This is a genomic window from Alicyclobacillus cycloheptanicus, assembly GCF_028751525.1.
GTDB classification, from domain to species: domain Bacteria; phylum Bacillota; class Bacilli; order Alicyclobacillales; family Alicyclobacillaceae; genus Alicyclobacillus_L; species Alicyclobacillus_L cycloheptanicus.
On record NZ_CP067097.1, the window covers coordinates 81,894 to 108,648 of the forward strand.

General features: G+C 59.8%; 28 protein-coding genes. 1 reads left to right on the forward strand and 27 read right to left on the reverse strand.

The features are described from left to right. Positions 1 to 15: 15 nt before the first annotated feature. The 27 genes from JI721_RS00360 to JI721_RS00490 all read right to left on the reverse strand — a co-directional run bounded on the left by JI721_RS00360 (position 16) and on the right by JI721_RS00490 (position 24,974). Complete coding sequence (locus JI721_RS00360; protein ID WP_274456117.1) at positions 16 to 378, reverse strand: response regulator; 363 nt, start codon at positions 376 to 378, stop codon at positions 16 to 18. A gap of 29 nt (positions 379 to 407) precedes the next feature. Further along, a complete protein-coding gene (gene fliY, locus JI721_RS00365) occupies positions 408 to 1,505 on the reverse strand; it encodes a flagellar motor switch phosphatase FliY (protein WP_274456118.1) in 1,098 nt (365 codons plus the stop codon). After that, the gene (gene fliM / locus JI721_RS00370) at positions 1,468 to 2,493 is read right to left on the reverse strand and encodes a flagellar motor switch protein FliM (protein WP_274456119.1); all 1,026 of its coding nucleotides are present in this window, start codon (positions 2,491 to 2,493) and stop codon (positions 1,468 to 1,470) included. Before fliM ends, fliY begins: the two co-directional genes overlap by 38 nt. 15 nt (positions 2,494 to 2,508) lie before the next feature. Next, a complete protein-coding gene (locus tag JI721_RS00375) occupies positions 2,509 to 2,940 on the reverse strand; it encodes a flagellar basal body-associated FliL family protein (protein WP_274456120.1) in 432 nt (143 codons plus the stop codon). Next, positions 2,937 to 3,164, reverse strand: coding sequence for a flagellar FlbD family protein (locus tag JI721_RS00380; RefSeq protein ID WP_274456121.1), 228 nt, complete (start codon positions 3,162 to 3,164; stop codon positions 2,937 to 2,939). Before JI721_RS00380 ends, JI721_RS00375 begins: the two co-directional genes overlap by 4 nt. Before the next feature lie 126 nt (positions 3,165 to 3,290). Next, positions 3,291 to 4,337, reverse strand: coding sequence for a flagellar hook-basal body complex protein (locus JI721_RS00385; RefSeq protein ID WP_274456122.1), 1,047 nt, complete (start codon positions 4,335 to 4,337; stop codon positions 3,291 to 3,293). A gap of 139 nt (positions 4,338 to 4,476) precedes the next feature. Continuing rightward, the gene (locus JI721_RS00390) at positions 4,477 to 4,905 is read right to left on the reverse strand and encodes a hypothetical protein (RefSeq protein WP_274456123.1); all 429 of its coding nucleotides are present in this window, start codon (positions 4,903 to 4,905) and stop codon (positions 4,477 to 4,479) included. Between the two features lie 5 nt (positions 4,906 to 4,910). Then, positions 4,911 to 5,270: a flagellar hook capping FlgD N-terminal domain-containing protein gene (locus JI721_RS00395; protein WP_274456124.1), complete on the reverse strand. Its 360-nt coding sequence runs from the start codon at positions 5,268 to 5,270 to the stop codon at positions 4,911 to 4,913. 24 nt (positions 5,271 to 5,294) lie between these two features. Beyond that, a complete protein-coding gene (locus tag JI721_RS00400; protein WP_274456125.1) occupies positions 5,295 to 6,665 on the reverse strand; it encodes a flagellar hook-length control protein FliK in 1,371 nt (456 codons plus the stop codon). 66 nt (positions 6,666 to 6,731) lie between these two features. Then, on the reverse strand, positions 6,732 to 7,382 hold the full coding sequence (locus tag JI721_RS00405) for a MotE family protein (protein WP_274456126.1): 651 nt from the start codon (positions 7,380 to 7,382) through the stop codon (positions 6,732 to 6,734). Beyond that, positions 7,382 to 7,819, reverse strand: coding sequence for a flagellar FliJ family protein (locus tag JI721_RS00410; protein ID WP_274456127.1), 438 nt, complete (start codon positions 7,817 to 7,819; stop codon positions 7,382 to 7,384). The genes JI721_RS00405 and JI721_RS00410 overlap by 1 nt, the downstream gene beginning before the upstream one ends. Beyond that, on the reverse strand, positions 7,816 to 9,126 hold the full coding sequence (locus tag JI721_RS00415; RefSeq protein ID WP_274457934.1) for a FliI/YscN family ATPase: 1,311 nt from the start codon (positions 9,124 to 9,126) through the stop codon (positions 7,816 to 7,818). Before JI721_RS00415 ends, JI721_RS00410 begins: the two co-directional genes overlap by 4 nt. After that, complete coding sequence (locus JI721_RS00420; RefSeq protein WP_274456128.1) at positions 9,113 to 9,898, reverse strand: FliH/SctL family protein; 786 nt, start codon at positions 9,896 to 9,898, stop codon at positions 9,113 to 9,115. The genes JI721_RS00415 and JI721_RS00420 overlap by 14 nt, the downstream gene beginning before the upstream one ends. Beyond that, the gene (fliG, locus tag JI721_RS00425; RefSeq protein ID WP_274456129.1) at positions 9,888 to 10,901 is read right to left on the reverse strand and encodes a flagellar motor switch protein FliG; all 1,014 of its coding nucleotides are present in this window, start codon (positions 10,899 to 10,901) and stop codon (positions 9,888 to 9,890) included. Before fliG ends, JI721_RS00420 begins: the two co-directional genes overlap by 11 nt. Positions 10,902 to 10,978: 77 nt before the next feature. Further along, the gene (gene fliF, locus JI721_RS00430) at positions 10,979 to 12,514 is read right to left on the reverse strand and encodes a flagellar basal-body MS-ring/collar protein FliF (RefSeq protein ID WP_274456130.1); all 1,536 of its coding nucleotides are present in this window, start codon (positions 12,512 to 12,514) and stop codon (positions 10,979 to 10,981) included. Between the two features lie 212 nt (positions 12,515 to 12,726). Then, entirely contained in the window at positions 12,727 to 13,059 is a 333-nt protein-coding gene (gene fliE / locus JI721_RS00435) for a flagellar hook-basal body complex protein FliE (protein ID WP_274456131.1), read from the reverse strand. 11 nt (positions 13,060 to 13,070) lie between these two features. Beyond that, the gene (flgC, locus tag JI721_RS00440) at positions 13,071 to 13,547 is read right to left on the reverse strand and encodes a flagellar basal body rod protein FlgC (RefSeq protein ID WP_274456132.1); all 477 of its coding nucleotides are present in this window, start codon (positions 13,545 to 13,547) and stop codon (positions 13,071 to 13,073) included. Between the two features lie 5 nt (positions 13,548 to 13,552). After that, positions 13,553 to 13,948, reverse strand: a complete 396-nt coding sequence (flgB, locus tag JI721_RS00445; protein WP_274456133.1) for a flagellar basal body rod protein FlgB — start codon at positions 13,946 to 13,948, stop codon at positions 13,553 to 13,555. 309 nt (positions 13,949 to 14,257) lie between these two features. After that, positions 14,258 to 15,646 carry an ATP-dependent protease ATPase subunit HslU gene (gene hslU / locus JI721_RS00450; RefSeq protein WP_274456134.1) on the reverse strand — a complete coding sequence of 463 codons (1,389 nt, stop codon included), beginning with the start codon at positions 15,644 to 15,646 and terminating at the stop codon, positions 14,258 to 14,260. A 48-nt stretch (positions 15,647 to 15,694) separates the two neighbouring features. After that, entirely contained in the window at positions 15,695 to 16,240 is a 546-nt protein-coding gene (gene hslV, locus JI721_RS00455) for an ATP-dependent protease subunit HslV (protein WP_274457936.1), read from the reverse strand. A 98-nt stretch (positions 16,241 to 16,338) separates the two neighbouring features. Continuing rightward, positions 16,339 to 17,232, reverse strand: coding sequence for a tyrosine recombinase XerC (locus tag JI721_RS00460; protein ID WP_274456135.1), 894 nt, complete (start codon positions 17,230 to 17,232; stop codon positions 16,339 to 16,341). Beyond that, a complete protein-coding gene (gene trmFO / locus JI721_RS00465) occupies positions 17,229 to 18,536 on the reverse strand; it encodes a methylenetetrahydrofolate--tRNA-(uracil(54)-C(5))-methyltransferase (FADH(2)-oxidizing) TrmFO (protein WP_274456136.1) in 1,308 nt (435 codons plus the stop codon). Before trmFO ends, JI721_RS00460 begins: the two co-directional genes overlap by 4 nt. Before the next feature lie 30 nt (positions 18,537 to 18,566). Then, positions 18,567 to 20,708 carry a type I DNA topoisomerase gene (gene topA, locus JI721_RS00470; RefSeq protein WP_274456137.1) on the reverse strand — a complete coding sequence of 714 codons (2,142 nt, stop codon included), beginning with the start codon at positions 20,706 to 20,708 and terminating at the stop codon, positions 18,567 to 18,569. Positions 20,709 to 20,839: 131 nt separating this feature from the next. After that, complete coding sequence (dprA, locus tag JI721_RS00475) at positions 20,840 to 21,955, reverse strand: DNA-processing protein DprA (RefSeq protein WP_274456138.1); 1,116 nt, start codon at positions 21,953 to 21,955, stop codon at positions 20,840 to 20,842. 252 nt (positions 21,956 to 22,207) lie between these two features. Next, complete coding sequence (gene sucD / locus JI721_RS00480; protein ID WP_274456139.1) at positions 22,208 to 23,122, reverse strand: succinate--CoA ligase subunit alpha; 915 nt, start codon at positions 23,120 to 23,122, stop codon at positions 22,208 to 22,210. 16 nt (positions 23,123 to 23,138) lie between these two features. Further along, positions 23,139 to 24,293 carry an ADP-forming succinate--CoA ligase subunit beta gene (gene sucC, locus JI721_RS00485; RefSeq protein ID WP_274456140.1) on the reverse strand — a complete coding sequence of 385 codons (1,155 nt, stop codon included), beginning with the start codon at positions 24,291 to 24,293 and terminating at the stop codon, positions 23,139 to 23,141. 288 nt (positions 24,294 to 24,581) lie between these two features. Then, the gene (locus JI721_RS00490; RefSeq protein ID WP_274456141.1) at positions 24,582 to 24,974 is read right to left on the reverse strand and encodes a hypothetical protein; all 393 of its coding nucleotides are present in this window, start codon (positions 24,972 to 24,974) and stop codon (positions 24,582 to 24,584) included. Positions 24,975 to 25,259: 285 nt separating this feature from the next. Between JI721_RS00490 and JI721_RS00495 the strand changes: the two genes are divergently transcribed. Then, complete coding sequence (locus JI721_RS00495; protein WP_274456142.1) at positions 25,260 to 26,744, forward strand: YifB family Mg chelatase-like AAA ATPase; 1,485 nt, start codon at positions 25,260 to 25,262, stop codon at positions 26,742 to 26,744. Positions 26,745 to 26,755: the final 11 nt, after the last annotated feature.

A 26,755-nucleotide genomic window follows, 5' to 3' on the forward strand; every position in this document is an offset into this window, starting at 1 on the left:
CCCCCTGTCTGGCCGCTACTTGAGCGCCCGTTGCAGCGCCTCAATCACGCGGTCGGCGTGAAACGGCTTAACCACAAAATCGATTGCCCCTGCCTGGACCGCATCCACCACCAGCGTTTGCTGTCCCATGGCGGAACAGATGATAACGCGCGCGTCCGGGTCAAAATTCCGGATTTCCCGCAGCGCCTGAATCCCGTCCATTTCCGGCATGGTGATATCCATCGTCACCACGTCCGGCCGGAGCTCCTGGTATTTTTCCACTGCCTGGACACCATCGGCTGCTTCGCCAACGACTTCGTACCCGTGCCTGACCAGGATATCTTTGATCATCATTCGCATGAACGCTGCATCGTCGACGATCAGTACACGATGTGCCACCTTCTCCACCTCTTCGGTTCGCTCTCCAGCTACTGCAGATTCCGCATGCGTTCGGCGGGACTGATGATATCCGTGACACGCACACCAAAGTTTTCATCGATCACGACGACTTCACCGAGCGCCACCCGCTTCTGGTTGACGTAGATGTCCACCGGTTCTCCGGCCAGCTTGTCGAGTTCCAGAATCGAGCCGGTGGTCAACTCCAGAATCTCCTTGATGGACCGCTTGGTCCGGCCCAGCTCCACCGTGACTTGCAGCGGTACATCGTACAACAGCGACAGATTCGCAGGTGTCGGGTTCACCCGTTTTTGCGATGGAAACTCGACAAACTCCGGGCGCTGCACGACCCGCTCGGACGAAGGGACACCCTCCCCGCGGATCCCGGCGGACGTTTCCACGCCGGCGGTCTGCCGCGGTCGCTGCGCAGCGGTCGAATCGTCGCTGGAACCTGCTGTCCGCGCCAACTGCGCCAGTTCTCGGGCAAACGCGAGCGGGATCCACTGAGACAGGGTCGAGTCAATCAACGAGCCGACTTTGAAACGGAAGGAAACGCACACCAGCTGACCCTCAAAGGGCGCCCCCGGCGCTGCACCCGCCGCGTCGCTGGTCTCCGTCACACGCGGTGGATGAATGCGGATGGGACGATGGAAGATCGACGACATGGCGGTTGCCGCCGTGCCGACCACCTGGTTCATCGCCTCCGACAAGGCGCTCAGGTGCAATTCGTTTAAGTCGCTTGTCACGTCCACGCCGGTGCCGCCAAGCATGAGGTCTGCGACGGCCTTCGCGTCCTGCAGCTTCATGGCCAGCGCGTACGACCCGTGCAGGCCATCCTTGAATTGGACGGACGTCCACACCTTTGCACCGCCGTCCACCTGGTAGGCTTCTTCCGACGAACTCAAACGAACCGTCGGTTCTGTGATTTCGACGGGCTGCTTGAGCAAGGCCGCCAACGTTCCCGCAGCGGCGCCAAAACTGATGGTGCCAATCTCGCCAAGCGTCTGCCGCTCCGCATCCTGCAGCCCGGTTTCGGCTGCTTGTCCCTGTCCTTCCAGGGAACGGTCGCCATCGGCTGCATGCAGCAACGCTTCAATCTCCTCCTGAGAAAGTCTCTTCTCGTCCGACATCGCCGTTCACCCCCTTCCACTCTTGTGCAACCTGCACCGCGTACCTGCCGCGGCTCGTGCCGATGCTTGCCCGAAACGCCGGGATGCCGTCCACGAACACCTGCACGGGCTCCTGAATCGAGTTCGACAACACCACGACGTCGCCAGCCTGCAGTTCCAGGCACTCCTCGACGGTCAACGCCGCTTGTCCCACTTGCACAGACACATCCACAGGCACGCCGTACAAGTGCTTTTGCAGCTGCTCCACATCCCGGTCATTCGCACTGCCCGACCGGCCCCCGTCCATGAAGTACTGCGTGCTCAGGCGGGACATCACCGGTTCCAGGGTCGCGTGCGGCACGCAAATGTTCAGAAGCCCAGTCGCGGGACCAATGCGGACGCTCAGCGCGATCACCAAAACGGTGTCATTCGGTGTTGCAAGCTGCAAAAACTGCGGGTTGCTCTCAATCGACAACAGCCGCGGCGAAAGCGGCACCACACTGCGCCACGCTTCTGCGAAGAACGGGCACATGGCGTCCAGGATGCGGTGCACCAGCGCCAGCTCAATTTCCGTCAACTCGCGCTCGTGATACGGCAAGTGAATGACGCCGCCCATCATGCGGTCAATCATCGCAAACACAATCTGCGGGTTGATCTCGACGACCACCTTGCCTTCCAAGGGTTCAAACTCCATCAACTGCATGACCGTCAAGGTCGGAATGGAGCGGATGAACTCTTCGTACGGCACCTGGTCGACGGATTCCACCTGGAACTGCACGATGCTGCGCAGCTGGCCAGACAAATGCGTCGTCATCAGACGCGCGAAGTGTTCGTGAATGCGCGAGATAATTCGGATATGGTCTTTCGAAAAGCGCATTGCGCGCCGGAAATCATAGGTGCGAACCCTGCGCGTGGGACGGGCGCTGCGAAGCTCATCCGCCTTGAGTTCCCCGCGCTGGATGGCTGCCAGCAGGGCGTCAACTTCCTCTTGGGATAAAATCTCTGACAACCGTCCTCACCCCTTTCATTGCACAACAATCGAGGTAAACAACACATTGGTCACGGACCCGGTCGGCAGCATGTGGTTAATGCCTGATCGCAGCTGCTTTTTCAACGCCGTAACCCCGCTTTGCTGCTCCAGCGAGTCCGGCGTGTACGCCCGCATCGTCTCGTTCACATAGTCCTCGATTTGCGGCATCAGGTCCGTCAACTCAGATTTGGTGGAACTGTTGTCCGCCTGCAGCGTCAAGGTAAACTGGATGAGTCCGCTGCCCTTGAGGTTGGTTGTCATCTGCGGCAGACTGACCTGTAAACTCTGCAGCTGTGCAGGCGATAGCGCCGCTGGCTTGCTCGAATGGTGTTTGCTCTTGAGGTAGCGGTCTGCACCTACGCCCAATGCCAACACCACCGCGATCGCGCCAATCAGGGAAAGGCTGAGCTTCAGCGTCTTGTTCATGCGCCCTCCCCCTTTCGTTCGGATGTGCCTGCAGCCACACCCACAATGCCAATGGAGCGCAGGAAAGCAGCAATGCGTTCAGTGATGATGTCCGGCGTTTCCAGTACGACATATTTGTGCCCATTGGTCAGCGTCACAATGGTATCCGGCGTGCGCTCCAACGACTCGATGAGCACTGGATTAAGCCAAAGGTCGGTGTTGTTGAGTCTGGTCAGCTGAATCACCCTGCCGCCCTCCTGCGCCCGACATGGCGCGTGTGAATGGATTCGTCAAGACTGCGTCGCAAGCTGCCGGTTCCGCGCGAACGCGTCAGCCGCAGCGTGCGTCAGGCGAATGACGCGTCAGCTCAATTAGCTGTTCTTCATGTTGACGATGTCGTTGAGAATCGTGTTGTCCGTGCCAATCATGTGCGAGTTCGCCGCAAAGGCGTTCTGTGCCACAATCATGTTGGTCATCTCCTGCGTCAAGTCGACATTCGACATCTCCAGATAACCCGCCTGGATGGACCCCGCGTTGTTCACACCTGGAACACCATAGGATGCGGCACCTGAATTGTTGGATACGGTGAACAGGTTGCTGCCCACGTTCTCGAGCCCTGAGGGGTTGCTGAACGTCGCGAGCGCCAGGCTCCCCAGATTGATTTGCTGCGTGCTGGTGGTCGACGTGGCGGATGCACCTGTGCCGGACGTCGAGGTCACCTCGACGGTCGCCGTCAGACTACCGTCCGGACCGATTTGAATGTCCGGAGAGGCTGGCAAAGCAAAAGACAGCGTCACCGGTGTCGCGGAACTCCCCGCCGCGGGCGTGTCCGTCACCGTCCCGTCCGCATTCACTGTATAGGTGCCGCCGTTTCCGTCAGACGTTCCATTCAGCGATGTCACATACGCGGCCAACATGTCATTCAGGTTCATGGCCTTTGGCTGCGTAGTGGTATCGAGCGTGGAAGTCGGTGTGCCGCCGCCGCTGGGCGCAGCGTTGGTCATATAATAACCTTGCGCAATCGAACCGTCCGGCAGCACGAGGTTATCGTTGCTGTCCAGCGTAAAATCCCCGGCTCGCGTGTAATAGGTGTCGGTCCCGTTCTTCACCACAAACAGACCCTGACCGTTGATGAACAAATCGGTCGGATTGCCCGTGGTCTCCTGCGAGCCCTGGGTGAAGTTCATCTGCGTCGCGCCAATCCCGACACCAAGCCCGACCTGCTGCGGGTTGGTCCCACCCGTGGTGGTCGTCGGGCTGCTGCCGCCGGAGGTAATCTGACTCATCACATCCGCAAAGTCAACCGAACTGGACTTAAACCCTGGGGTATCGACATTGGCAATGTTGTTTCCAATCACGTCGAGCATGGTCTGGAACGCCTGCATGCCTGAAATCGCAGAGTACATAGATCGAAGCATTTCGATACACTCCTTTTTATCCTTGTTTTCATCCTTCGCGTGATCACAGCTGAGCACATTCATTTCCTGCCCTGTACCGCGATGATGTTCATGACATCCATGACATCGATGGGCGCATCGCGCGCACCGGTGCGGCAGTTCAGTCAGTCCCTGCCGCGCGGCCCCCGGTCTGGTCCGGCCGTGGTACGACGACGACGCTGTCCACATTGGTCACCACCGTCTGGTCGGTGTGTGTCATCGCCGTGATCACCGTTCGATTCGGTACATTGACCACAAAGCCCATATCGCCGTAGCAAATGTAGGCGTCTTTCGCTCCTTTGGTCGCTGCAGCCCCGACCGCTTGTCCGATGCGTGTCTTGTCCGCACTCGTCAGCGTCAGCCCGCGCGTCGACATGCGCAACTGTGCATGGGCGCTGAAGTGGAGCGAAGGTGTCGACTGTTGCGAGACGGTCTGCTGCAACACGCTGGCGAACGAAACATCGGATGCGGCCGAACCGGATGGCGCAGAAGCTGTTCGGATCGGACGGGACGCCGATTGTGAAATACGGCCGAGCAGTTCTGAATCCATCTGTCTCACTCCATTTCCGTGAGCGCCGACAATGGGTAGCCTTGCCCGTTCACGATGAGCTGCGGGTCGCCGTTCTGGTCCATGCGAATCGATGACACCGTCCCAGTCACCGTGGAACCATCCGAGGCGGTCACACTCACGGTCGTTCCCAACAGCTGCCGTTCATCACTCAGCTGCGTAAGCTGCTGCAAAGACGACATCGTCTGCGTGAGCTCAGTTAACGTCTCAAGCTCCGACATCTGTGCCAACTGGGCCAGGAACTGGCTGTTGTCCTGTGGCTGAAGCGGATCCTGATACTGCATTTGCGCGACCATCAATTGCAAAAACGCAGTTGAACTCAATTGGGTTGGATCAACGGAACTCATCCTTCTCCCCCCTGTCCTGCTGCATCAAATCTGGACGTTGACACGATAGGCCATCAACGCGGATGTGCCGCCCGCACCGCCGCTCGCACTCAATTGCGATGCGCTGATGCCGGTGCCGCCGCTTCGGCTGACACGCACGGCCTTCTGTCCGGTGTCACTGCCGCCCTGGCGCGATGGATTGCCCATCGAACCCCCTCCCGACTGGAAGGCTGTGCCGCCGCTCGCGACCTGCAAGTTGGCCAACGACACGCCTGCCGACCGAATGGCATCCGCCATGTCGGACTGCTGTTGGCCCAGCCACTGGAGCGTTTCCGGGTTCGCCGCCGTGATTTGGACCTGGACGCCCGAAGGCTGACTGGTCGCGGCAATCACGATGGGTCCAAGGTGCTGCGGTTGAACTTGGACCTGCAGCGTACCGTTGCCGGCCATGGCCTGCTGCACCGCGTATTGTTTGAGGACGTTCGCCGCATCCGGCGACTGTGCGTTCAATGAGGCCGTCTTCGGTGCGTCCGTGCCAACCGCTTGGGCAGACTGCACCGTTCCTTGCAGTCCGCTGGCGGAAAGATAGATTCCCCCTGCGGATTGGTTCTCAGCCGAACCGCTCGCGACGTTCACCGCGTTCGCCGCACCCTTCGGCCCAGCGGTCGTACCGGATGGGGCTGATGCCGCAGCCGACGTTGCCGATGGAGACGCTGTTCCGGACAGAACATGCACAACCGGAGCCGCAGTTGCAGGCGCGCTCGCTGAACCCGCCAAAGCCCCCGGATTCACCTGCGCCGACTGCGAAGCCGGAGCGCCGCCCGCCCCGGTGCTTGCACCAGCGGTTGCCGCCGTGTCCTCAACCGTTAACGGCAGCTGAGTGGTCAATGCAGACTGCATCGCAATGGCTGTACTGTTGGTCGGAACGTTCGATGCGGACCCGCCCGAAGCGGATGCGGTGACAACAGCAGGCTTCACCCCCGTCGTCCATCCACCGGTGCCGGTGCCCGAACTGGAGCCGCTGTCATCCGCAACGGTCTTGGCCTCTGTCTGGACCGCGGTTTGCGCGTTCTTCGTCAGCCCGCCTGCACGCGTGCCAGGCAGCCCTGTCCAGCCAATGGGACGCTGCGTACTGGCCAGATACCCTCCCGTCCCAGCGGCGACGCTGCTCGTCTTGACGCTTGCGCCTGGCAGGGAACTCGCCGGCTGGGTGGACGGGGTCCATGGTGCGATGCCCATGGCGCCTTGCAAGAGCGCGTTGAAACTGGATGGGTCGGCACCACCGCCTGGCAGCAGCACGGACGCAGCAGGTTGTGAGGCGCTGCCTGATTGCCCTGCCGGCTGGGCACCACTGGCCGCAGCCTGCCCGCTGACACCAGACCCGGCGCGCGCGACACTGATGGTTGCACTTGTCATATTTGAATCACCTCCTTTCACGGCGCTTCTTTGCGAGCATGACCTGCATCACCCGTAAGCCTGCCTTCAGCCCACGGTATTGCCTGTCGCGCCGCTGGCACCCGTCGTCGTGTTCGACGCTGCCGCCTGCGCCGCCGAGATTTGTGCCGCCTGTGCCAGCAGCTGACTGGCCAAGGCTGGGCTCAGGTCCGCAAGAATCGCCCCAGAAACGTCCGGCGACAACGCGGACACCACCATCGCGGCCTGCGACGTGCCAAGTTTCGAGAGCACGCCGGCGGCGGCTTGCGGGTCCATCTGCGCCAGCACCTGCGCCTCTTGCCGCGCAGCACTCATGTCATCAGCCGCTGCCGTCAGTTTCGCGTCGTCCGCACTGAGTGCAGATTGCAGCTGGGTGACCGACTGCTGCGCAGAAGACAACTGGGTTTTCAAGGAAGCATTTTGCTGCTTGAGCGACTGGTTCTGCTGCTTCAGCTCGGACACCGTCTGACTCAACTGGGTCCCATTTTGCGACGCCGCTGCGTCCGGCTTCCCAAACAGGTGCTGCTCACCCAAAACCTGCTTGGTGGTCTGCCACACCGGCACCCCCACAAACTGCAGCGCCACCCCCACCATCACAATGGCAGCGAGGAGAGGAACCAGGACAATCAACAAAAACTTGGTCACCTTGGCGCGTATGGACGATTCAGCCGCTTCCTGCTGCATCCCGGCGGTTGCCATCAGGACTCCTCCCTCCTTTGCCAGCGCGTGGACACCAGGTCGTCCACCTGCTTGGCCTCCAGCGCAGCCCGCTCCTGCGCGGCCCTTGTCCGATCCTGTTCAACGGCGCGCGCCCATTTGAGCGCCTGCTGATGCACCGACAAGACTTCCAGCCGATGCTGCTCCACCGCGTCGGTCAGTACGGCCACCTGCTGACGGTGCGAGGCCTGTTTGCCGCGGAGCGCCTCCAGGTACTGGTGCATGCTTGTCCAATCCGCCCCGGTACCTTGTTCGGTCAACTGCAGCGCCGCAACATGGGTGTCCGCCGTCAGTTGACGCAGCCGCATTTCCTCCTCCCGCTGGCGCTGCTTCGCCTGTTCCAGGGCTGCCACAGCCCTTTTCTCCAAGGTCTCGTTAATCTGCTGCAAGCGCTCGGCGAACTTGCCCATGCTGCTCATGCCTGTACCCCCGTCAATGCGAACAATTGCTCCATCGTCTCCGCAAAACTGCTCCGCTCGTCCGTGCGTTGTTCGAGAAATGCGCGAATGCGGGGCAGCATCGAGATCGCGATGTCCGCCTCGGGGTCGCTTCCTGGCTGGTACGCCCCGATGCGAATCAGGTCCTCGACCTCACGGTATTTCGTCAACCAGCTGCGCAGCTGGACGGCCGCAGCAGCATGACCCGGCTTCGCGAGGTGCGAAAACAGCCGGCTGAGACTGGCCAGGACATCAATCGCAGGAAATCGTCCAGCGTTCGCCATACTGCGCGTCAGCACGATGTGACCATCGAGAATGCCGCGCACCGTATCCGCAATCGGGTCATTCATGTCGTCCCCGTCGACCAGCACCGTGTAAAACGCCGTGATGGTGCCCGTCCGGCCGGCACCGGTTCGTTCCATCAATTTGGGCAGCAAATGAAACACGGACGGCGTGTATCCGCGGCTCGTCGGCGGTTCGCCAACCGCTAAACCAATTTCACGCTGGGCCATGGCAAACCGGGTGACAGAATCCATCATCAGGTTGACGGACTGACCCCGGTCGCGAAAATGCTCGGCAATCGCCGTCGCGACAAACGCCGCCTTTAACCGAATCAGCGCCGGCTGGTCGGAGGTTGCCACCACCACGACGCTCCGGGCAAGCCCCGATGCTCCCAAATCACGCTCGATGAACTCGCGCACTTCCCGGCCGCGCTCGCCGACCAGCGCGATGACGTTCACATCCGCCGACGTGTTGCGCGCAATCATGGACAGCAGCGTGCTCTTGCCGACGCCGCTCCCGGCGAACAGCCCAATACGCTGACCGGCCCCCACCGTCAGCAGGCTGTCGATCGCCCGCACGCCCGTTTGCAGAGGCTGGTCAATGGGCAGCCGCTCGAGCGGGTTCGGCGGTGCCGCGTCAATCGGGGCGGTGTCGCGATCGAGCAACGGGCCCAGGCCGTCCATCGGCTGACCGAGGCCGTTCAGGACGCGGCCGAGCAACCCGTCCCCCACCGGTACGTTCAAGCGTGTGCGCAGCGCCAGCACGTTGGCCCCCGGGGAAACCGCAGACACGTCACCGAGCGGCATCAGGATGAGGCGCGAGTCGCGAAACCCCACCACCTCTGCCAGACAAGGTTCCTCCTGGTCAGTGAACACGGCGCACAGGTCCCCGAGGTTCGCGTGCGGGCCGACCGACTCCATGGTCATGCCAATCACCTTCACCACGCGTCCGTACAGACGGTACCAGTGCGTATTGTGCAGTTGGCGGACAACCTCAGCAGCGTTCAGCAGCGACAAACTCTGTCACGCTCCGTTCCATCACGGTTCGCAGGGTATTTTGCAAAATATCCAGCTTGGTCTCCACCGTCGCATCCACCCGGCCAAACTCGCTGCGAATTTCGCACCCGCCCGGTTGAATCGCAGGGTCGGGCACGACCGACACTTCCCAATCTCCCAGCTTCGCGTGTTGCCACCGCGCATGGCCGCTTCTCGCCGCCTCGAAATCGTCCGGGTGCACGCGAACCTCCACCTTGGAGCTCTCAATCACGAACTGCAGCAACTCGTCGACCATTCGCTCAATATCGACACTTTGGACAGACAACTCCCGGTATAAAACGCGGCGAACGGCTTCCATGACCACTGTCGTCAACGGCTCTGCCAAGTGCTCCAACAACCTCGTGCGCTCGGTCGCTGCACTAGCCGCAACGGCACGCGCGTGTTCAATCGTCTCCGCTACGACCTGTGCCATCTCCGCCTCTGCTTGTCTTTGCCCCGCCTCGAAGCCGTCCTGATAGCCCAGGGTCCGCGCCTGGTCTTCAATCTGAACAGCCTGCGCTCGCGCCGTCTCCACAATCTGACGCGCTTTGGCATCCGCTTCGGCAATCATCGCTGCGCAATCCGCCTGCACCTGCGCCAGTCGCTCCTCGGCGCTTACGGACAGTTCCGGCTGAGGTTCAGCTTCGGGCAGCGACCGGATGGGCGGTGTCACGACCTGAACCGGAATGCTGGCACTCGCGGGACCCAACGTAAGCCCCGCCCGTTTGACGACGCTAGATGACAATCTCGTCACCTCCACCGCGCGCGATAATGATTTCGCCGGCTTCTTCCAATCGGCGGATCACGCTCACAATCCGCTGCTGCGCATCTTCCACATCGCGCAGGCGAACCGGCCCCATGAACTCCATCTCTTCTTTGATGGTTTCGGCCATCCGTGCGGACATGTTCTTGAAAATGATTTCCTTCACGTCGTCGGCCGCCACTTTCAGCGCCAGCTGCAGGTCGCTCGATTCGACGTCGCGAATCACGCGCTGAATCGACCGGCCGTCGAGAAGGACAATGTCGTCAAAGGTGAACATGCGTTGTTTGATTTGTTCAGCAAGCTCTGGGTCAGAGCGCTCGAGCGACTCCATGATGGACTTCTCGGTGGCACGGTCCACACCGTTCAAAATCTTCACCACCGAGTCGACCCCGCCCGTCTGTGTGCTGTCGAGCGACAGCGTGGTCGACAACTTCGCCTCCAGCACCGTCTCGACTTCGGAAATGATGTCCGGCGAAGTCCCGTTCATGAGCGCGATCCGGCGCGCCACGTCCGCCTGCGTCTCATGCGGCAGCGACGAAATCACCAGCGCAGACTGCGCGGGCTCCAGATACGACAAGACGAGCGCCATCGTCTGTGGGTGTTCATCCTGAAGGAAGCTGAGCAATTGATGTGGGTCCGCCTTACGGGCGAAGTGGAACGGGCGAACTTGCAGCGCCGTCGTCAACCGGGACAACACCTGCTCTGCCTGGCCTGCCCCGAGCGCCTTTTCCAGCACCTCCCGCGCGTACTCAATGCCGCCCGTCGAGATGTAATCCTTGGCCATAGCCAACTCCGCAAACTCCCGAATCACCTGCTCCCGCTGGTCCAGTTCCACCTTTCGCAAGTTGGCGATTTCGAGTGTCAGCTCATCCACTTCTTCCTGGCTGAGCTGCTGATAGACCTTTGCCGCGACATCCGGTCCAAGACTGATGAGCAGAACTGCAGCCTTTTGTTTGCCAGTCATGGTTGTCTTTGCTCTTTGCATCAGCTCATCCTCCTTGTCAGGTAGTTGCGAAGGACCCTAGGCCCATTCTGCGACCGGTACGGACACCACAGGACTTGTCAGGATTCGCTCATCAACCAAGTGCGCAGCAGATTCGCAAACTCGTCAGGTTTCTGCGCAGCCAGTTTGGCAACCTGCGTCTGCATCGTTCGATCCGCCGGCGTCTCGGGCTGCAGCGGTTCAATCTCATCCACAACCAAGGCCTCGTTGGCACTCGCGCCCGCGCGTCTCCTCCTGCGCAACAGCAACCACACGCCGGCCGCTGCAGCGAGTACGGCCGCCGCAATGCCGCCGTATAGAGGCAGTTTGTTGGGACCAGACGTGGCGGAAACGCCATACGACGTGGAGAATGGAACGGTTGAAACAGTGATATTGTTGCTCGCATTCGGGCCGCTTTGCACCCCAACCGCGTTTGCGACAAAGGACTTGATTTGGCTGATGGTCGCCGGCGTCAGCGACTTGTCCGCGGCGTTTAACATCACGCCAACCTGAATGCCGTTAATCTGCATGGGGTCTGCGACATTGGTGGTGTCCACGGTGTTGTACGCGTACTGGTCAGACTGCGTCACCGAGGTGCTGTTCCCGCCCCCGCTGCCAGATTGACCCGCATACGTGGGCGTGCTCGGATTCGAAGAAGACTGACCGGCCACGCCGCCTGCGGTGGTTCCGCCCGTCGTGGTCGTCCGGGACGTTTGCTGGCTGGTGGGATAACCAACAGACTGTCCCGATGCAGGCTGCAGCGTGTGGGATTTGGTTTCCACTTGATTGAACGTGACGTTCGCGCTGACCTCAACCACCGCGTTGCCCTGACCGACAATCTGGTCGAGACCATTCGTCAGCTGCTGCGTCAACTGCGACTCGAGGTTTTCTCGGAGTGCCAGTTCAGACGACGTCCCGGCGGTCACGGTGCCGCTGTTGCTGTCCGTTTGGTCGGACAGGGTCACGCCGTTCTGGTCGACGACACTGACGTCATCGGTGCTCAACCCCGAAACGGAGTGCGCGACCAGCTGCTGAATACCTGCGACTTGCACCGGTGACAACTGCACACCTTGACCCAGCTGCACAAACACACTCGCCTTGGCGGTGTCTGTCGGCTGCGAGACAAACAACTGCTGCTGCGGCATGACGATGTGGACCTGCGCACTCTCCACGCCGTTGATGCTTTCTATGGTCTCGTTCAGACTCTGCTGCAGCGCGTCGAGCACCTGAATATTGAACTCATCCTGCGTCATGCCGAACGATGTCTTGATGGAGCTGTACCCGATATAACCGGACTGCGGCAGTCCCGCTTCCGCCAGCTGGATGCGCGCGGTATCCGCATCGGCCGCAGGCACCATAACAGACGTTCCATCAATTTTATTGGGGATTTTCAGGGTCTCCAATTGTGTCTGGACTTCGCCAAGGGACTTATCGTCCAAACCGGTCATGATGGTGACATAATGTGGACGTGTCAAAACAACCAGAAGTACGACGAGACAAGCAATCGCGGCAACAAGCGCAATTGCGAGATTTCGTCGCTGCACAGGGGAGTAACGCGACAGGAGCTGGGCCGCCCATCGCCGGATTCGGTCAACTTGGTCTTTAAATGCATTCATTCTGTCTGTCACCCTCACCGGACTTACATCACCCTTACCCACTCTGATGCGCCGGTTCGTCGTCGTTGGTCTTCCGCATCCATCAAAATGTTTGTTCTGTCTGTCTACCGGTCAAACTTGTCTATCTTTCTACCGTCTCTTTCTGTTGTCTGTCGATGTCTGTCCTGTCGATGACAATCCGTTTCGTTTGGAATCTCCGCTGCCCTTCGACCCTAAATTTGCATGTTCATGATGGTCTGATAGGCACTCACAGCCCGGTCGCGCACCTGAACCACCAAGTCCACAGCGAGCGACGCCTGCTGTTCAGCAACCATGAGTTGATCCACCGTCACAGGTCCGCCCGCCGCATACGACGCAGCCATTTGGTCGGCCTGGTTCGACAGTGCATCCACTTGGTCAATGGCACTCCCAAGCGCCGAAGCAAAGCCCCCCGCCGGGGAACTTCCAGCACCTTGCGTGCCGGTCTGGCTGGCAGACTGGCCCACCGATTGACTTTGCAAAGACTGCAGCCCCTGGCTCGCGGCGCCAACAACCCCTGGCGTCATATGTATCCCTCCTATTGACCAATCGTCAACGCATCCATATCCATTTGCTTGCCGGCGTCAAATGCGGTCACATTCGCCTGATAGGCCTGCTGGGCACTCATCATGTCCACCATCTCCGTGGAAATATCCACGTTTGGCATTTCCACGTACCCGTTCACAGCATCCGGGTTGGTTGGGTCATACACGAGTTGGAACGGACTCGGGTCCTGCACCACACCCGCCACTTGAACCCCTGCCCCTACGGCTTCATCGGACACGCCGGCAGTTGTCCCACCGACGGCCCCGCTTGCTTGCTGCAGGGCGTCCGCAAAGCTGCTGGCCGGGGCATACGCCGGCGTCAGAACGACCATTTCCCTTCGATACGGGCCGCCCTCCGGCGTCTGCGTCGTATCTGCGTTTGCAATGTTATTGGAGATGACATCCATCCGAAATTGTTGAGCGGTCAGGCCGCTCGCGCTGATACTCAAGCTATCCAAGCCAAAAGCCATCCCTATCAACCTCCGTTGATCGCGGTCTGATAACGCTGCAACCGGAGCTGCACATCCTGCACCAACGCGTTGTACCGAATCTGGTTTTCAGCCATGCCCGCCATTTGCGCATTGATGTCGACATTGTTGCCGTTGTTGGAAATGACCGTACTGCTATCCTGTGACACGGTAGGCTGCACCTGCAGCATGGCATCCCAGTTTACAGACGAGCCGTCCGTCGAAACGCCAGAAGCCGTCGGTTGACTCATCGCATTTTGCAAAGCTGCCTCAAAGTTCACTGTCTCTTCCTTGTACCCAGGTGTAGAAACGTTGGCAATGTTGTTTGCATAGACCTGCTGTGACAACTGCGCAGCAGACAACGCATTCTGCAGCAATTGAAACGCGGCACCGTCGGTACTCATACGTTCGCCTCCAAATATCCAATCACTCGCGGGAACGCCCCAGTGAAATCTGCACAACCAAAACGATTCCGTAGGGTTTAATTCGCTGGCATTCCGCAAAATCCTGCACAAGACGACAAACATCCAGGCAGATTCGACAAAAAAAGAACGAACATGCCGGGTTTATGCGCTTGACGCTTTCTGCGCGCCACGCCAACCTCGGTCGAGTTCGCTCTCTTTTGCACAGCAGGTGCACCCCAGTCAGGTGCACTGCATCTCTTGTCCTGCACGGTCCGCACAACCTGTACGGCCCGCACGAGTCCAGGCTGCTTATAAAATAAACTGACTCATGTCCCGATTCACCACAATCGACTGCAGCTTGTCATCGACATATTGCGGCGTGATGACCACTTCAGACAGATGCACATCCGGCGCCTCAAACGACAGTTCCTCGAGCACCTTTTCAATCAGGGTATGGAGCCTGCGCGCTCCAATATCTTCGGTTTCCGAGTTCACCTGAGCCGCCATTTCAGCGATGCGTCGAATGGCTTCATCGGTAAACGCCACTTTGATGCCTTCCGTTTCCAACAGGGCTGTATACTGCTTCACCAGCGCATGCTCCGGTTCCCGGAGAATGCGTTCGAAGTCGTCCGCCGTCAAACTCGTCAACTCCACCCGGATGGGAAACCGCCCCTGCAGTTCCGGAATCAAGTCGGACGGCTTGGAGATGTGGAACGCCCCGGCACCGATGAACAGCATGTGGTCGGTTTTGACGGGACCGTGCTTGGTGACCACCGTCGAACCTTCCACAATCGGCAAAATGTCGCGCTGCACGCCTTCTCGCGAAACGTCCGGTCCCCGCTGTTCGCGCCCGGCGATTTTATCCATCTCATCGATGAAAATGATGCCGTGGTTTTCCGCCCGGTGGATGGCCTCTGCAACCACGCTCTCCATGTCGATGAGCTTCTGGGCCTCCTCCTGCGCGAGGACCTTGCGGGCTTCGCGCACCGTCATTTTCCGCTTGCGGGTCCGCTTTGGCAGCAGATTGCCCAGCATTTCCTGGAGGTTGCCAACCCCTTCCGCCCCCATGCCGGGCATGAAATTGAACGCGGCCGGGCTCGCCTGCTCTTCGACGTCCACTTCCACCAGATAGTCCTCGAGTTCTCCCATCTCCAATTGTTTCCGCATACGCCTGCGCTCCGCGCGCACACTCTCCGAAGCCCCCGTGTCTGTGGTTCCGCCGTTCATGCCGCCCAGCAGCATTTCAAAGGGATTACGGTTGTTCTTGCGCGCATTCGGATCCGGCACTAGCGCGGCCGCGATGCGCTCATTCGCGAGGTCCTCCGCCTGGTCGCGGACGCGCTCGGCGTGCTCTGCCTTCACCATCCGAATCGCTGTCTCCACCAGATCGCGCACCATGGACTCCACGTCTCGTCCAACATAGCCGACCTCGGTGAATTTCGTCGCCTCCACCTTGATGAACGGCGCCCCCACCAGCCGGCTCAAACGCCGAGCGATTTCCGTCTTGCCGACACCTGTCGGCCCGATCATCAGAATGTTCTTCGGCGTAATTTCTTCCTGCAGTTCCGGCGGAAGCTTGGCCCGCCGCATGCGGTTGCGCAGGGCCACCGCCACGGCCCGTTTGGCCGCTCTCTGCCCCACAATGTATTTATCCAGCTCCGACACAATTTGCGCAGGCGTCAAATCTGTGTTTGCCACGACTTCCCAACCCCCTGTCTCCAACTTGCTACGGCTCCGTCCATCCATTCATCCGTTCGACGACAGCGACTCGACGATGATGTGGTCGTTCGTGTACACGCAAATTTCTGAAGCGATGCGCAGCGCCTGCTCGGCAATTTCAGCCGGCTCCATGGATGTGTTGCGCGCCAGGGCACGCCCGGCCGCCAGCGCGTACGCGCCGCCAGAGCCAATTGCGCAGATGCCGTCATCCGGCTCAATCACTTCACCGCCGCCCGACAAGATGAACAGGTGATCCCGATTCATGCACAGCAGCATGGCTTCCAGTTTATGCAACACCTTGTCGGTCCGCCACTCTTTGGCTAACTCCACTGCGGCGCGCTGCAAATTGCCGTGGTACTCTTCCAGCTTGGCTTCAAATTTTTCGAACAGCGTAAATGCGTCGGCGACAGACCCGGCGAAGCCAGCCACAACCTCGTTTCCATACAGCCGGCGCACTTTCCTGGCGCCATGCTTCATGACCATGCTGTTGCCCAGCGTCACCTGGCCGTCCCCCGCCATCGCGCCCTGCTTGTCGCGCAGCATGGCGAAAATCGTCGTTCCGTGCAGTTCCATATTCAACGAGTTCACCCCACATCCTGATTCATCTTCCTGTCGCGGGAGGCGAGACGATGCCTGCCTCCTGTGCGGCCGCCTGGTGACGAAGCGCGCGTCTATCCCTTCGCTCTTGGGTGTGCCTGGTCATAGATCCGCGCCAGCCGGTCGCGCGTCGTGTGCGTGTAAATTTGCGTCGACGAAAGACTGGCATGACCCAGCAATTCCTGGACGGCCCGTAAATCTGCGCCGCCATCCAACAAATGTGTCGCGAAACTGTGTCGAATTGCGTGCGGACTGATATGCGACAGCCCTGCGACGCGGGCAATGTGCTTGTCGAGAATTCTGCGCACGCTTCGGTCCGTCAATCGCCCGCCCCTGCGGTTTAGGAACAGCGCCGGCTTCACCAGCCCCAATTCCTCGCGCTTCGCCAAGTAGCGCGAGAGCGCCTGGACGGCGCTGGACCCCGCCAGCACATATCGCTCCTTGCCGCCTTTGCCAAAGACCAACGCCGTGCCGTCAGCCAGCGAAACATCGGCGACATCCAGCGCAACACACTCACTCACACGCACCCCGGATGCGTACATGAACTCCAGCAAAGCGCGGTCGCGCAAGGACCAGACGTCCTCTCCGTCAATCGATTCCAGGAGCGCCTTCATTTCTTCCTGATAATAAAAGGCTGGAACGCGCTTGGGCTGCTTCGGAAGTGACACGGCTCGCGGGGTGTTCGTGTCCGTGATGCCTTCGCGGATCAGGAAATCGTAAAAACTCCGAAAGCACGACAACTTGCGGGCAGCAGACGCCCTCGACAATCCTCGTTCCAGTTCACGGGCAAAGAAGGCGCGGATGTCCACCGGACGCACCTTTGTCCAATCGAAGATACCCCGGTGCTCCAAAAACACTGCAAGCGCCGACAAGTCGCTGCCGTACGCCTTGACCGTACGCTCCGACGCCCCTTGGCCCATGCCCCGCTCGCGTAAAAACAGCATGACCTCCGGCTTCAGCGAACTCATACCGTCACCTTCTCCACCAGCGCCTCGAGGTCTTGCAAAGCACGTTCAGCCACGGCCAGAGCTCGTTCGCGTTTGTCGCGAATCCGGCGCGAAAGCGGCGGAATGAGTCCAAACGTCGCGTTCATCGGCTGAAAATGGTCGGGGTCCGTGTGGGTAATATAGTGTGCGAGACTGCCAATCGCAGTCGTTTGCGGGAACGTGAGCAACGGCCGATCCAACGCCAGACGCCCGGCATTGAGACCCGCCACCAAGCCAGCCGCGGCGGACTCGACATACCCCTCGACCCCCGTGATCTGACCGGCAAAAAACAGGGTGTCACGGGCCCTGGTTTGATAGGTTGGCAGTAATGCAGTCGGACTATTGATATATGTATTCCTGTGCATCACGCCATATCTCACAAATTCAGCATGCTCCAGGCCCGGAATCATCCTGAACACGCGCCCCTGTTCTCCCCATTTCAGATGGGTTTGAAAGCCAACCATATTAAACAGGGTCGCTGCGGCATTATCCTGCCGCAACTGCACAACCGCGTACGGCCGCCGCCCTGTGCGCGGGTCCTCCAGCCCCACAGGTTTCATCGGCCCGAAGAGCAGGGTCTTTGCGCCCCGTTTGGCCATGACTTCAATGGGCATGCATCCTTCGAAATACCGCTCTTCCTCAAAGTCGTGGAGCGGCGCCGTTTCCGCCGAGACGAGCGCCTCATAAAACGCCGCAAACTCGTCCTCAGTCATCGGGCAGTTCAGATACGCCGCCTCACCCTTATTGTAACGGGACGCCAGATAGACCTTGTCCATGTCGACGGACTCTTTGGTCACGATCGGCGCCGCCGCATCGAAAAAGTACAGCGAAGCCGAACCAATGAAGGAGCGAATGGATGCGGACAGCCGTTCAGACGTCAACGGCCCCGTCGCCACAACGACGATGCCGTCTGCCGGGATCTCCGGGACTTCCTCCCGAACCACTTCAACCAGCGGGTGCGATTCCAGCGCGGCCGTCACCGCGTCGGAAAATGCCTCCCGGTCGACGGCCAGCGCCCCGCCGGCAGGGACCGCGTGTTCGTCCGCCGCTTTCATGATGATGGAGTCGAAACGCCGCATCTCTTCTTTCAGCAAACCCACGGCGTTGGTGATGGCGGCGGCCCGCAAGGAGTTCGTGCACACCAGTTCCGCAAACTGATCGGTATGATGAGCCGGCGTCTTCTGGACGGGCCTCATTTCATATAAACGGACGGGCACGCCTTGACGGGCAATCTGCCAGGCCGCTTCCGATCCGGCGAGCCCTGCGCCAATGACCGTAACCTTCATGCGGGACCCCCCTACTCTCCCAGTTGGTTTCTACGACTTCGCCTCAACCTGCTCGCGAGCGCGCACATCCTCCGAGTTGCCGTCGTCCTGCGGCGGCTGACCTCCGCCAGCATGTGCAGCTTCGTTGCTGCAAACAATCGTCACAGTCCCTTTACTTCTTTTTTCAACCAGTGGATGCGAACAAGTTGGACACAGCGCGCCGGTCGGCCGATTCCACAACACATAATCGCACTCTGGGTAGCCGCTGCATCCATAGAACACCTTGCGCTTTTTCCCCTTACGCTCGACGAGCGGTTTGCCGCACTTCGGACACGACACGCCGACTTCCTTGGTGATCGGTTTCGTATTCCGGCATTCGGGAAAGCCCGGACAAGCCAGAAACTTGCCGAAGCGGCCCTGCTTGTAAACCATGTTCCGGCCGCACTTCTCACAGACCACATCCGAGACTTCGTCCTCAATATGAACATGTTCAAGCGTCTTTTCTGCCTTCTCCAAATCGGCTTCAAAGGAAGCATTGAACTCGGCGAGCAGTTTGACCCAGTCCACTTCGCCGTCTTCGACTTCATCCAATTCCTTCTCGAGCCGGGCGGTAAAGTCGACGTCAATCAGCTGATGAAAGTTTTCCTTCAACAGGTCGACGACAATCTCACCCAGCTCCGTTGGCACAAACCGCTTTTGCTCCAGCACGACGTACCCACGCTTCAAAATCGTGTCAATGGTGGGCGCGTAGGTACTGGGTCGCCCAATTCCCAGCTCCTCCATGGTCTTCACCAGGCTGGACTCGCTGTACCGCGGCGGCGGCTGCGTGAAGTGCTGCTCGGGTTTCAGGTCCGGATCAGGCAGGGCCTGCCCATCGCGCACCGGCGGCAGAAATTTGGCTGTATCTTCGTCGGTCGACTGATCGTCCGTCCCTTCGGTGTAAACAGCCATAAAGCCAGGAAATTTGAGGACCGACCCCGTCGCGCGGAACGACGCCCGCCCCGCCTGAATATCCACGGTCGTCGTATCCATGACGGCCGGCGTCATTTGACTGGCGACGAAGCGCTCCCAAATCAATTTGTACAATCGGTATTGGTCCTTCGATAGGAAGGGCTTGACAGATTCCGGATCGCGAGCGACGGACGTCGGCCGAATGCCTTCATGGGCATCCTGGGCGCCGCTTTTCGTCTGATACTGGCGCGCGGTCTCGGGTACATAGGGCGCTCCATAGCGGTCGCGAATGAATGCTCTCGCCTCCGCCTGCGCAGTTTCGGAAATCCGCGTTGAATCCGTACGCATGTACGTGATGAGACCGACCGACCCTTCAGCGCCGACTTCCAATCCTTCATACAGCTGCTGCGCGACAGACATCGTCTTGTAGGCGCGGAACCCCAGCTTTCGAGCCGCTTCCTGCTGCAGGCTGCTGGTTGTAAAAGGGGCGCTCGGGTTCCGCTTGCGTTCGGATCGTTTCACCTTCTCCACCTGGAACGGCACACCCTGCAGGGACGACAGCAATTCATCCACGGCCTCTCGATTCGGCAGGCTCGTCTTTTCGTGGTCGTAGCCGACGAACCGCGCGGTGAGAACGCCCTCATCCAGGACGAACATGGCGTCGACCGTCCAGTATTCTTCCGGCACGAACGCCCGAATTTCACGTTCGCGGTCAACAATCAGCCGCACCGCGACAGACTGCACGCGCCCTGCGGACAATCCCTTCTTCACTTTCCGCCACAACAGCGGACTGAGCCGATACCCGACGAGGCGGTCGAGAATCCGGCGCGTCTGCTGGGCGTTAATCAAATCCATGTTCAACTTCCGCGGCTCGGTAAAGGCATCCTTGACCGCGTCCTTGGTGATTTCATGAAACACGACGCGGCAGGATTCATTCGGGTCCAGCTCAAGCAGCTGGGCCAAGTGCCAGGCAATGGCTTCCCCTTCGCGGTCCGGGTCAGCCGCCAGGTACACGCGCTTGGCCTTTTTGCTGGCACTGCGCAGCGCCTTGATGACGTCGCCTTTTCCACGAATCGTAATGTAGTGCGGTTGAAAGCCATGCTCGACATCCACACCGAGCTTGCTCTTTGGCAAATCCCGCACGTGGCCCATGGAAGCCTTGACGCTGTATCGCTTTCCTAAATATTTTTCAATCGTTTTCGCCTTTGCAGGCGACTCTACGATGACGAGATAATCAGCCAATCGATTTCCTCCTTGCTTCCCCAACCATACAAGGCGCAGACATTCACCACATCTTAGCACCGAGCGAAAAGATTTTGCAAACCCTGACAATTACAGGTGACCCGTTCGCTGGTCATTCCCAGGCGTTGCTGTCAACGCCGAACCCCTGCATGGCTGCGCTGACGAACGCGGCAGTAGAGTCCGCCAGGCACGCGCTCGATCCAGCCACTCACTTCCAGTTCCAGCAACCCAGCGTAGACTTCCTCGCTGCGCATGGAAAGTCTGCGCTCCAGGCTGGCGGCGGTCATAGGTTCATCCAGACAGTCAAACAAGTCCTGCCATCGCGCAGGCACTTGCGTCGCTGCAACCGATGTCTGTGTCAGCCCCAAATCAGCGAGCAAGTCGGCCGGATCGACCAAAATTCTTGCGCCGTCCTGCAGCAGGCGGTGGGACCCACGAAAGTGTACGGCGGTAATCGGCCCTGGCACGACATAGATGTCGCGGCCCAGCTCAAGTGCTTGTTCCACCGTTCTCAGCGCCCCGCTCTTGTCGCCCGCCTGCACGACGACGACCGCATCCGCCAATGCGGCAATGAGGCGATTGCGCTCTGGAAACCGATGCTTCGCAACCGGACTGCCAGGCGCGTATTCGCTCAACACCAACCCGTGCTCACAAATCTGCTGATACAGCGCCTGATGGCTCGAAGGATAGCACACATCCACGCCAGATGCCAATAAGGCGGTCGTCGCACCGCCGCAAGACAGGGCTGCCTGATGGGCGCTCCCGTCAATCCCCAAGGCCATGCCGGAGATGATTTCGATGCCCGCGCAGGCCAGCGTTTCGGAAATCCAGCGCGCAGCCTCGATGCCGTAGCTGGAAGCGCGCCGTGTCCCAACGATCGCGACGGTCGGCAGCCCCCCTGCCACCGGCGCGGGCTGTCCAGGCCCGCGCGCGAACACCACCCGAGGCATGTCCGCCAGGTCGGACAAACGTGTCGGCCAATCGCTGTCTCCAGGCAGCAGGCAGCGTATGCCTCGTTCACGCAACTTTTGCTCAATGGCACTGTCACGAAAGGAGCGCCGCCACCGGTCGAGCCGGGACGCCGTGTCCTGGTTCATTCGACACGCTTCGAACCACGCACTCGGTGGCGCTTCCCAAACATCGACAGCCGACCCGAAATATCGAACCAATTTGCGCATCGTGGATGGTTCCACGCCGGGACACATCGCGAGTCCGATGGCGCAAGAACGTTCCTCTAACACAGACATGTTCTCATCCCCTGCATATGCGGCGCTGCGCCGTTCTGTTCGTCCTGCCCACATTGTCCGCCGCGATCCGAAAACTGTCTACTCCAATAGAAACAACCCCTCTCCAGAGGTGCATGAGACCGACAAAAATATCGGCGGCGGCCGCGCAGCCTCACCGCCTCGTTCAGCCGCTTCGGTCCGAATGCAAAAGGGACCCCTCGTCATGCTGACGAGCAGGTCCCTTGCACATCCAGAAAGGCTTTCGATGGTGCATTACACGGTTGCTTTCGCTGTCTTGCACTTCTCCAGCAAGCCCCGTTCCTCCAACAAGGCATAGAGGGTCGAACCCATTTCGGACGGTGTGGGTGCAACACGGATCCCGCACTCTTCAAACTTGGCGATTTTCGACGCCGCGGTACCCGCGCCGCCAGACACAATCGCCCCTGCGTGACCCATCCGGCGTCCCGGAGGCGCTGTGGCGCCCGCGATAAACCCGACAACGGGCTTCTTCATGTTGTCACGGATCCACTCCGCAGCCTGTTCTTCCGCTGAGCCGCCAATTTCACCAATCATGATGACCGCTTCTGTATCCGGGTCTTCGTTGAACATCTTCAAGACATCCAGGAAGTTCGTGCCGTTGACCGGGTCGCCGCCGATGCCGACTGCGCTCGACTGCCCAATGCCCCGAACCGTCAGCTGATACACAGCCTCGTAGGTCAAGGTGCCGCTGCGGGAGACAACGCCCACGTGGCCAGGCGTGTGGATGTAGCCAGGCATAATCCCAATCTTGCATTCGCCGGGCGTGATGACACCGGGACAGTTCGGGCCGATCAGCCGTGTGTGACGTCCTTCCATGTACCGCTTCACTTTCACCATATCCAACACGGGAATGCCTTCTGTGATACAAATGACCAAATCAAGTTCGGCGTCCACCGCTTCCATGATGGCGTCCGCAGCACCTGCCGGCGGAACATAGATTACGGATGCATTGGCCCCCGTTTCACGAACCGCTTCGGCCACCGTGTTGAATACCGGCAGGCCTTCCACCGTCGTGCCGCCTTTGCCCGGCGAGGTGCCTCCGACCATTTTCGTGCCGTACTCAATCGCTTGCTTGGTATGGAAAAGAGCGGTCTTTCCGGTGATGCCCTGCGTGATGACCTTGGTATCTTTATTCACTAAAATACTCATCGCGTCTTCTCCCTTCTCAGACCAGCGCGACCATTTTTTGCGCCGCATCCGCGAGCGAATCAGCAGCAACAATGTTAAGGCCGGATTCATTCAATATTTTCTTGCCCAAGTCCACGTTGGTGCCTTCCAGACGAACCACCAGCGGCTTACTGAGGCCGAGCTGCTTGGCCGCTGCAACCACGCCGTTGGCAATGACGTCACACTTCATGATACCGCCGAAAATGTTGACCAGAATGCCTTTCACATTCGGATCCGACAAGATGATTTTGAAGGCCTCTGTGACTTTCTCCTCGCTCGCGCCGCCGCCGACATCCAGGAAGTTGGCTGGCTCGCCGCCGTAATACTTGATGGTGTCCATCGTCGCCATCGCCAGCCCGGCGCCGTTGACCATGCAGCCGATGTTGCCATCCAGTGCGATGTAGCTGAGTCCAAACTTGGAAGCTTCAATTTCCTTGGGGTCTTCTTCGTCGAGGTCGCGCATTTCCAGGATGTCCGGATGCCGATACAATGCGTTGTCATCGAAGTTCAGCTTGGCATCCAGGGCCATGACTTCGCCTTCACCCGTCACGACCAGCGGATTGATTTCCGCGATGGAGCAGTCCTTGTCCACGAAGCAGTTGTACAGCCCGGTCATAAACTTCACGGCCTTGCTGACGAGTTCCGTCGGGATCTCGATCGCGAACGCGAGCTTGCGTGCCTGGAACGGCGTCAGTCCAACCGCTGGATCGATGGTTTCGCGGAAAATCTTGTCCGGGGACTTGGCGGCGACTTCTTCGATTTCCATGCCGCCTTCAGCCGAAGCCATCATGACAACGCGGCCGACCGCGCGATCGAGTACCAACCCTATGTAGTACTCTTTCTGGATATTGGTGAGCTGCTCGATGAGCAGGCGCTTGACCACTTTTCCCTGTGGACCCGTTTGGTGGGTGACAAGCGTTTTTCCGAGCAGTTCTTTGGCATGCTGTTCCACTTCGGCAAGCGATTTGGCCAGCTTCACGCCGCCCGCCTTGCCGCGGCCGCCTGCGTGAATCTGTGCCTTGACGACACCCTTGCCACCCAGTTCTTTGGCGGCCTCAACGGCTTCCTCCACCGTAAAGGCGACTTTACCCGTGGGCACGGCAACCCCGTACTGCGCCAGCACGGACTTCGCTTGATACTCATGAATGTTCAATGCCCTGATTCCTCCCTCGCTCTGCGGCTCTTTCGAAGCACAAAAAAACGCAGGACCCGCAGGTCTTTGTCGTAGGGTGCCCCTAATCGACAACGCACAAGCGTGTCCAACTTTCATTCGGATTCCGTGCGAATCCAGTGCTTCGCGGATGAATGACCCGGTATGCGTGCGCACCACGCAGTTCATCCCTTATAAAGATAGAACACCCTGGCCACATTTACAACTCGCGAGGCCAGGATTGACTGACAAACCGTGATGGAGATTGCAGGTGAGCGCAGCCGTCGCCTGTCAAAGCCGGCTCATTAAGATAACTTTCACGACTGCGGCGACAAACGACATCGCCATACAGATCACGTTGATGCCTAGGATTGGCCGGGCCAGCCGATGTCGAAACACATAGAGAAGAGAACCGAGTGCACAGGCAATGACCGCGAAAAACCAGCAGAGAATGATGCTGTTGATCTGTCCGGCAAAGGGAACGCAGCTCGCCGCCGCAAACACGGCTGCAACCCCCGTTGTCACCGCGGTGACCCAGAACAGTGTGTCAACTCTCCAGGCGCGGCGGCGAAACTCCAGGGACCGCTTGCGCGCCTTCCATGCACGCATGTCAATGACGCGGGCTTTCTGCGACTTTCCGGAATCCCGTTGTTGCGTGTGAGGCGTTCCCTTTGTCCCTTGCATCCTGTTCATCTCCCATCCCGTTTGGGATTGATCGTACCTTCTTTGGTGGGGACTGCGCAAGATGACAACCTTTCCGCGGGCGCCATGGCAGCCCGCACGTGGCCGTTCGTCATCGGTATACCACATAAACTACGTTTGGCGAAGAGGCTGTGCGTCGTCGTTCACACATTTGTTAAATATGCCCGAGTTTATCAAATCCTCCTGTGCCTCATCGCCAAGGGCCGCACGAACTGCTATACCAAAGATACGCACGGATTGATGAAGTTTGACGTGGAGGTCTCGCTCATGATCGGAACCGCGCACGGCGCCGTCCTGGAAGGCATTGAAGCAACCCCCGTGCTGGTCGAAGCGGATGTCAGCAACGGAATTCCACAGTTCCACATCGTCGGCCTGCCAGACTCCGCGGTCAGTGAATCCAAGCTGCGGATTCGCTCCGCGATCCGCAATGCAGGCCTGCAGTTTCCGAGCCGCCGGATTACCGTGAACCTGTCCCCGGCCAGCATGCGCAAGCGCGGGGCAGGTCTCGACTTGGCAATTGCCGTCGCGATCTTACGGGCATCGGGTCAAGTCCCGCCCGAACCAGCAAGCGCTGCACTAGGCGGCGAGTCGTTCAACGGCATGGGGTTCTGCGCCGAACTGGGACTGGGTGGACAACTGGTGCCTGTGGCGGGTGTCGTCAATCTCGCGCTCGCGCTGCGGAAGGCTGGATTTGGACAAATTATCGTCAGCGCAGACCAAGCTTCCTCCTGCGTCGGCCTGCCAAACGTGGCATGGTACGGTTTTGAACAGCTGCAGGCTGTCGTGGAGATGCTCACCCAGCCCGTTTCGTCGGCCGCCCCACTGCAGCTTCCGCCTCCCTTTACCGTAGACACGAACGCCGCGACCGGCGACTTTTCCGAAGTCCAGGGCCTGACGGACGTCAAGCGAGCGCTCACGATTGCCGCTGCCGGCCGGCATCATGTTCTGCTCGTAGGTCCCCCCGGCTGCGGCAAGACGATGATTGCGGAACGATTCTTCAGCATTCTCCCACCGCTCGGCGACGAGGAGGCACTGGACGTGTACGCCATTCACCAGGCCGCTGGACTCAACACCCCCGCCACCCGGGTCCCGCCATTGCGCGCCCCGCATCACAGCGTCACGGCGGCAGGGTTGATTGGCGGAGGAAACCCGTTGGCACCTGGGGAAGTCACGCTCGCGCACCACGGGGTGCTGCTGCTCGATGAAATGCCCGAATTCTCGAGACATGTGCTCGACGCGCTGCGTGAGCCCATCGTCAATGGCGAAGTCCGGCTGGCGCGCGGCGGGAAGACCACCATCCTGCCTGCGCACTTTCAGCTGCTCGCGACGATGAACCCGTGTCTGTGCGGACGGCGCGGTTTCGGGGAGTGCCGATGTACCGACGCCGAAGTGCTGCGTTACTGGTCGCGCATCTCCGGCCCTTTGCTGGACCGAATTGAGATGTTGATTTATGTACAGCCCATTTCGTGGAAATCCGCGTACGAAGAAGAAACTTCTGCGGTCATTCAACAACGTGTCCTGCAGGGCAGGCAGCGTATCGCCAGCGCACCGTTCGCGGAAGATGCCCTTCAGGTACTGCAGCACTCTGCCCGCACCCTCAAACTGTCGCAGCGGGCTGCGGCTGCCGTCCACCGCGTGGCGGATACCATTCGCGCCTTGGCGGGTGCCCAAAACGTCCAGCGTGATCATGTGTTCGAAGCACTGGCGCTGCGGGCGCCAGCGATGACGACCAGCCCGCGCCGCCCGAACTGAATATCGTGAGC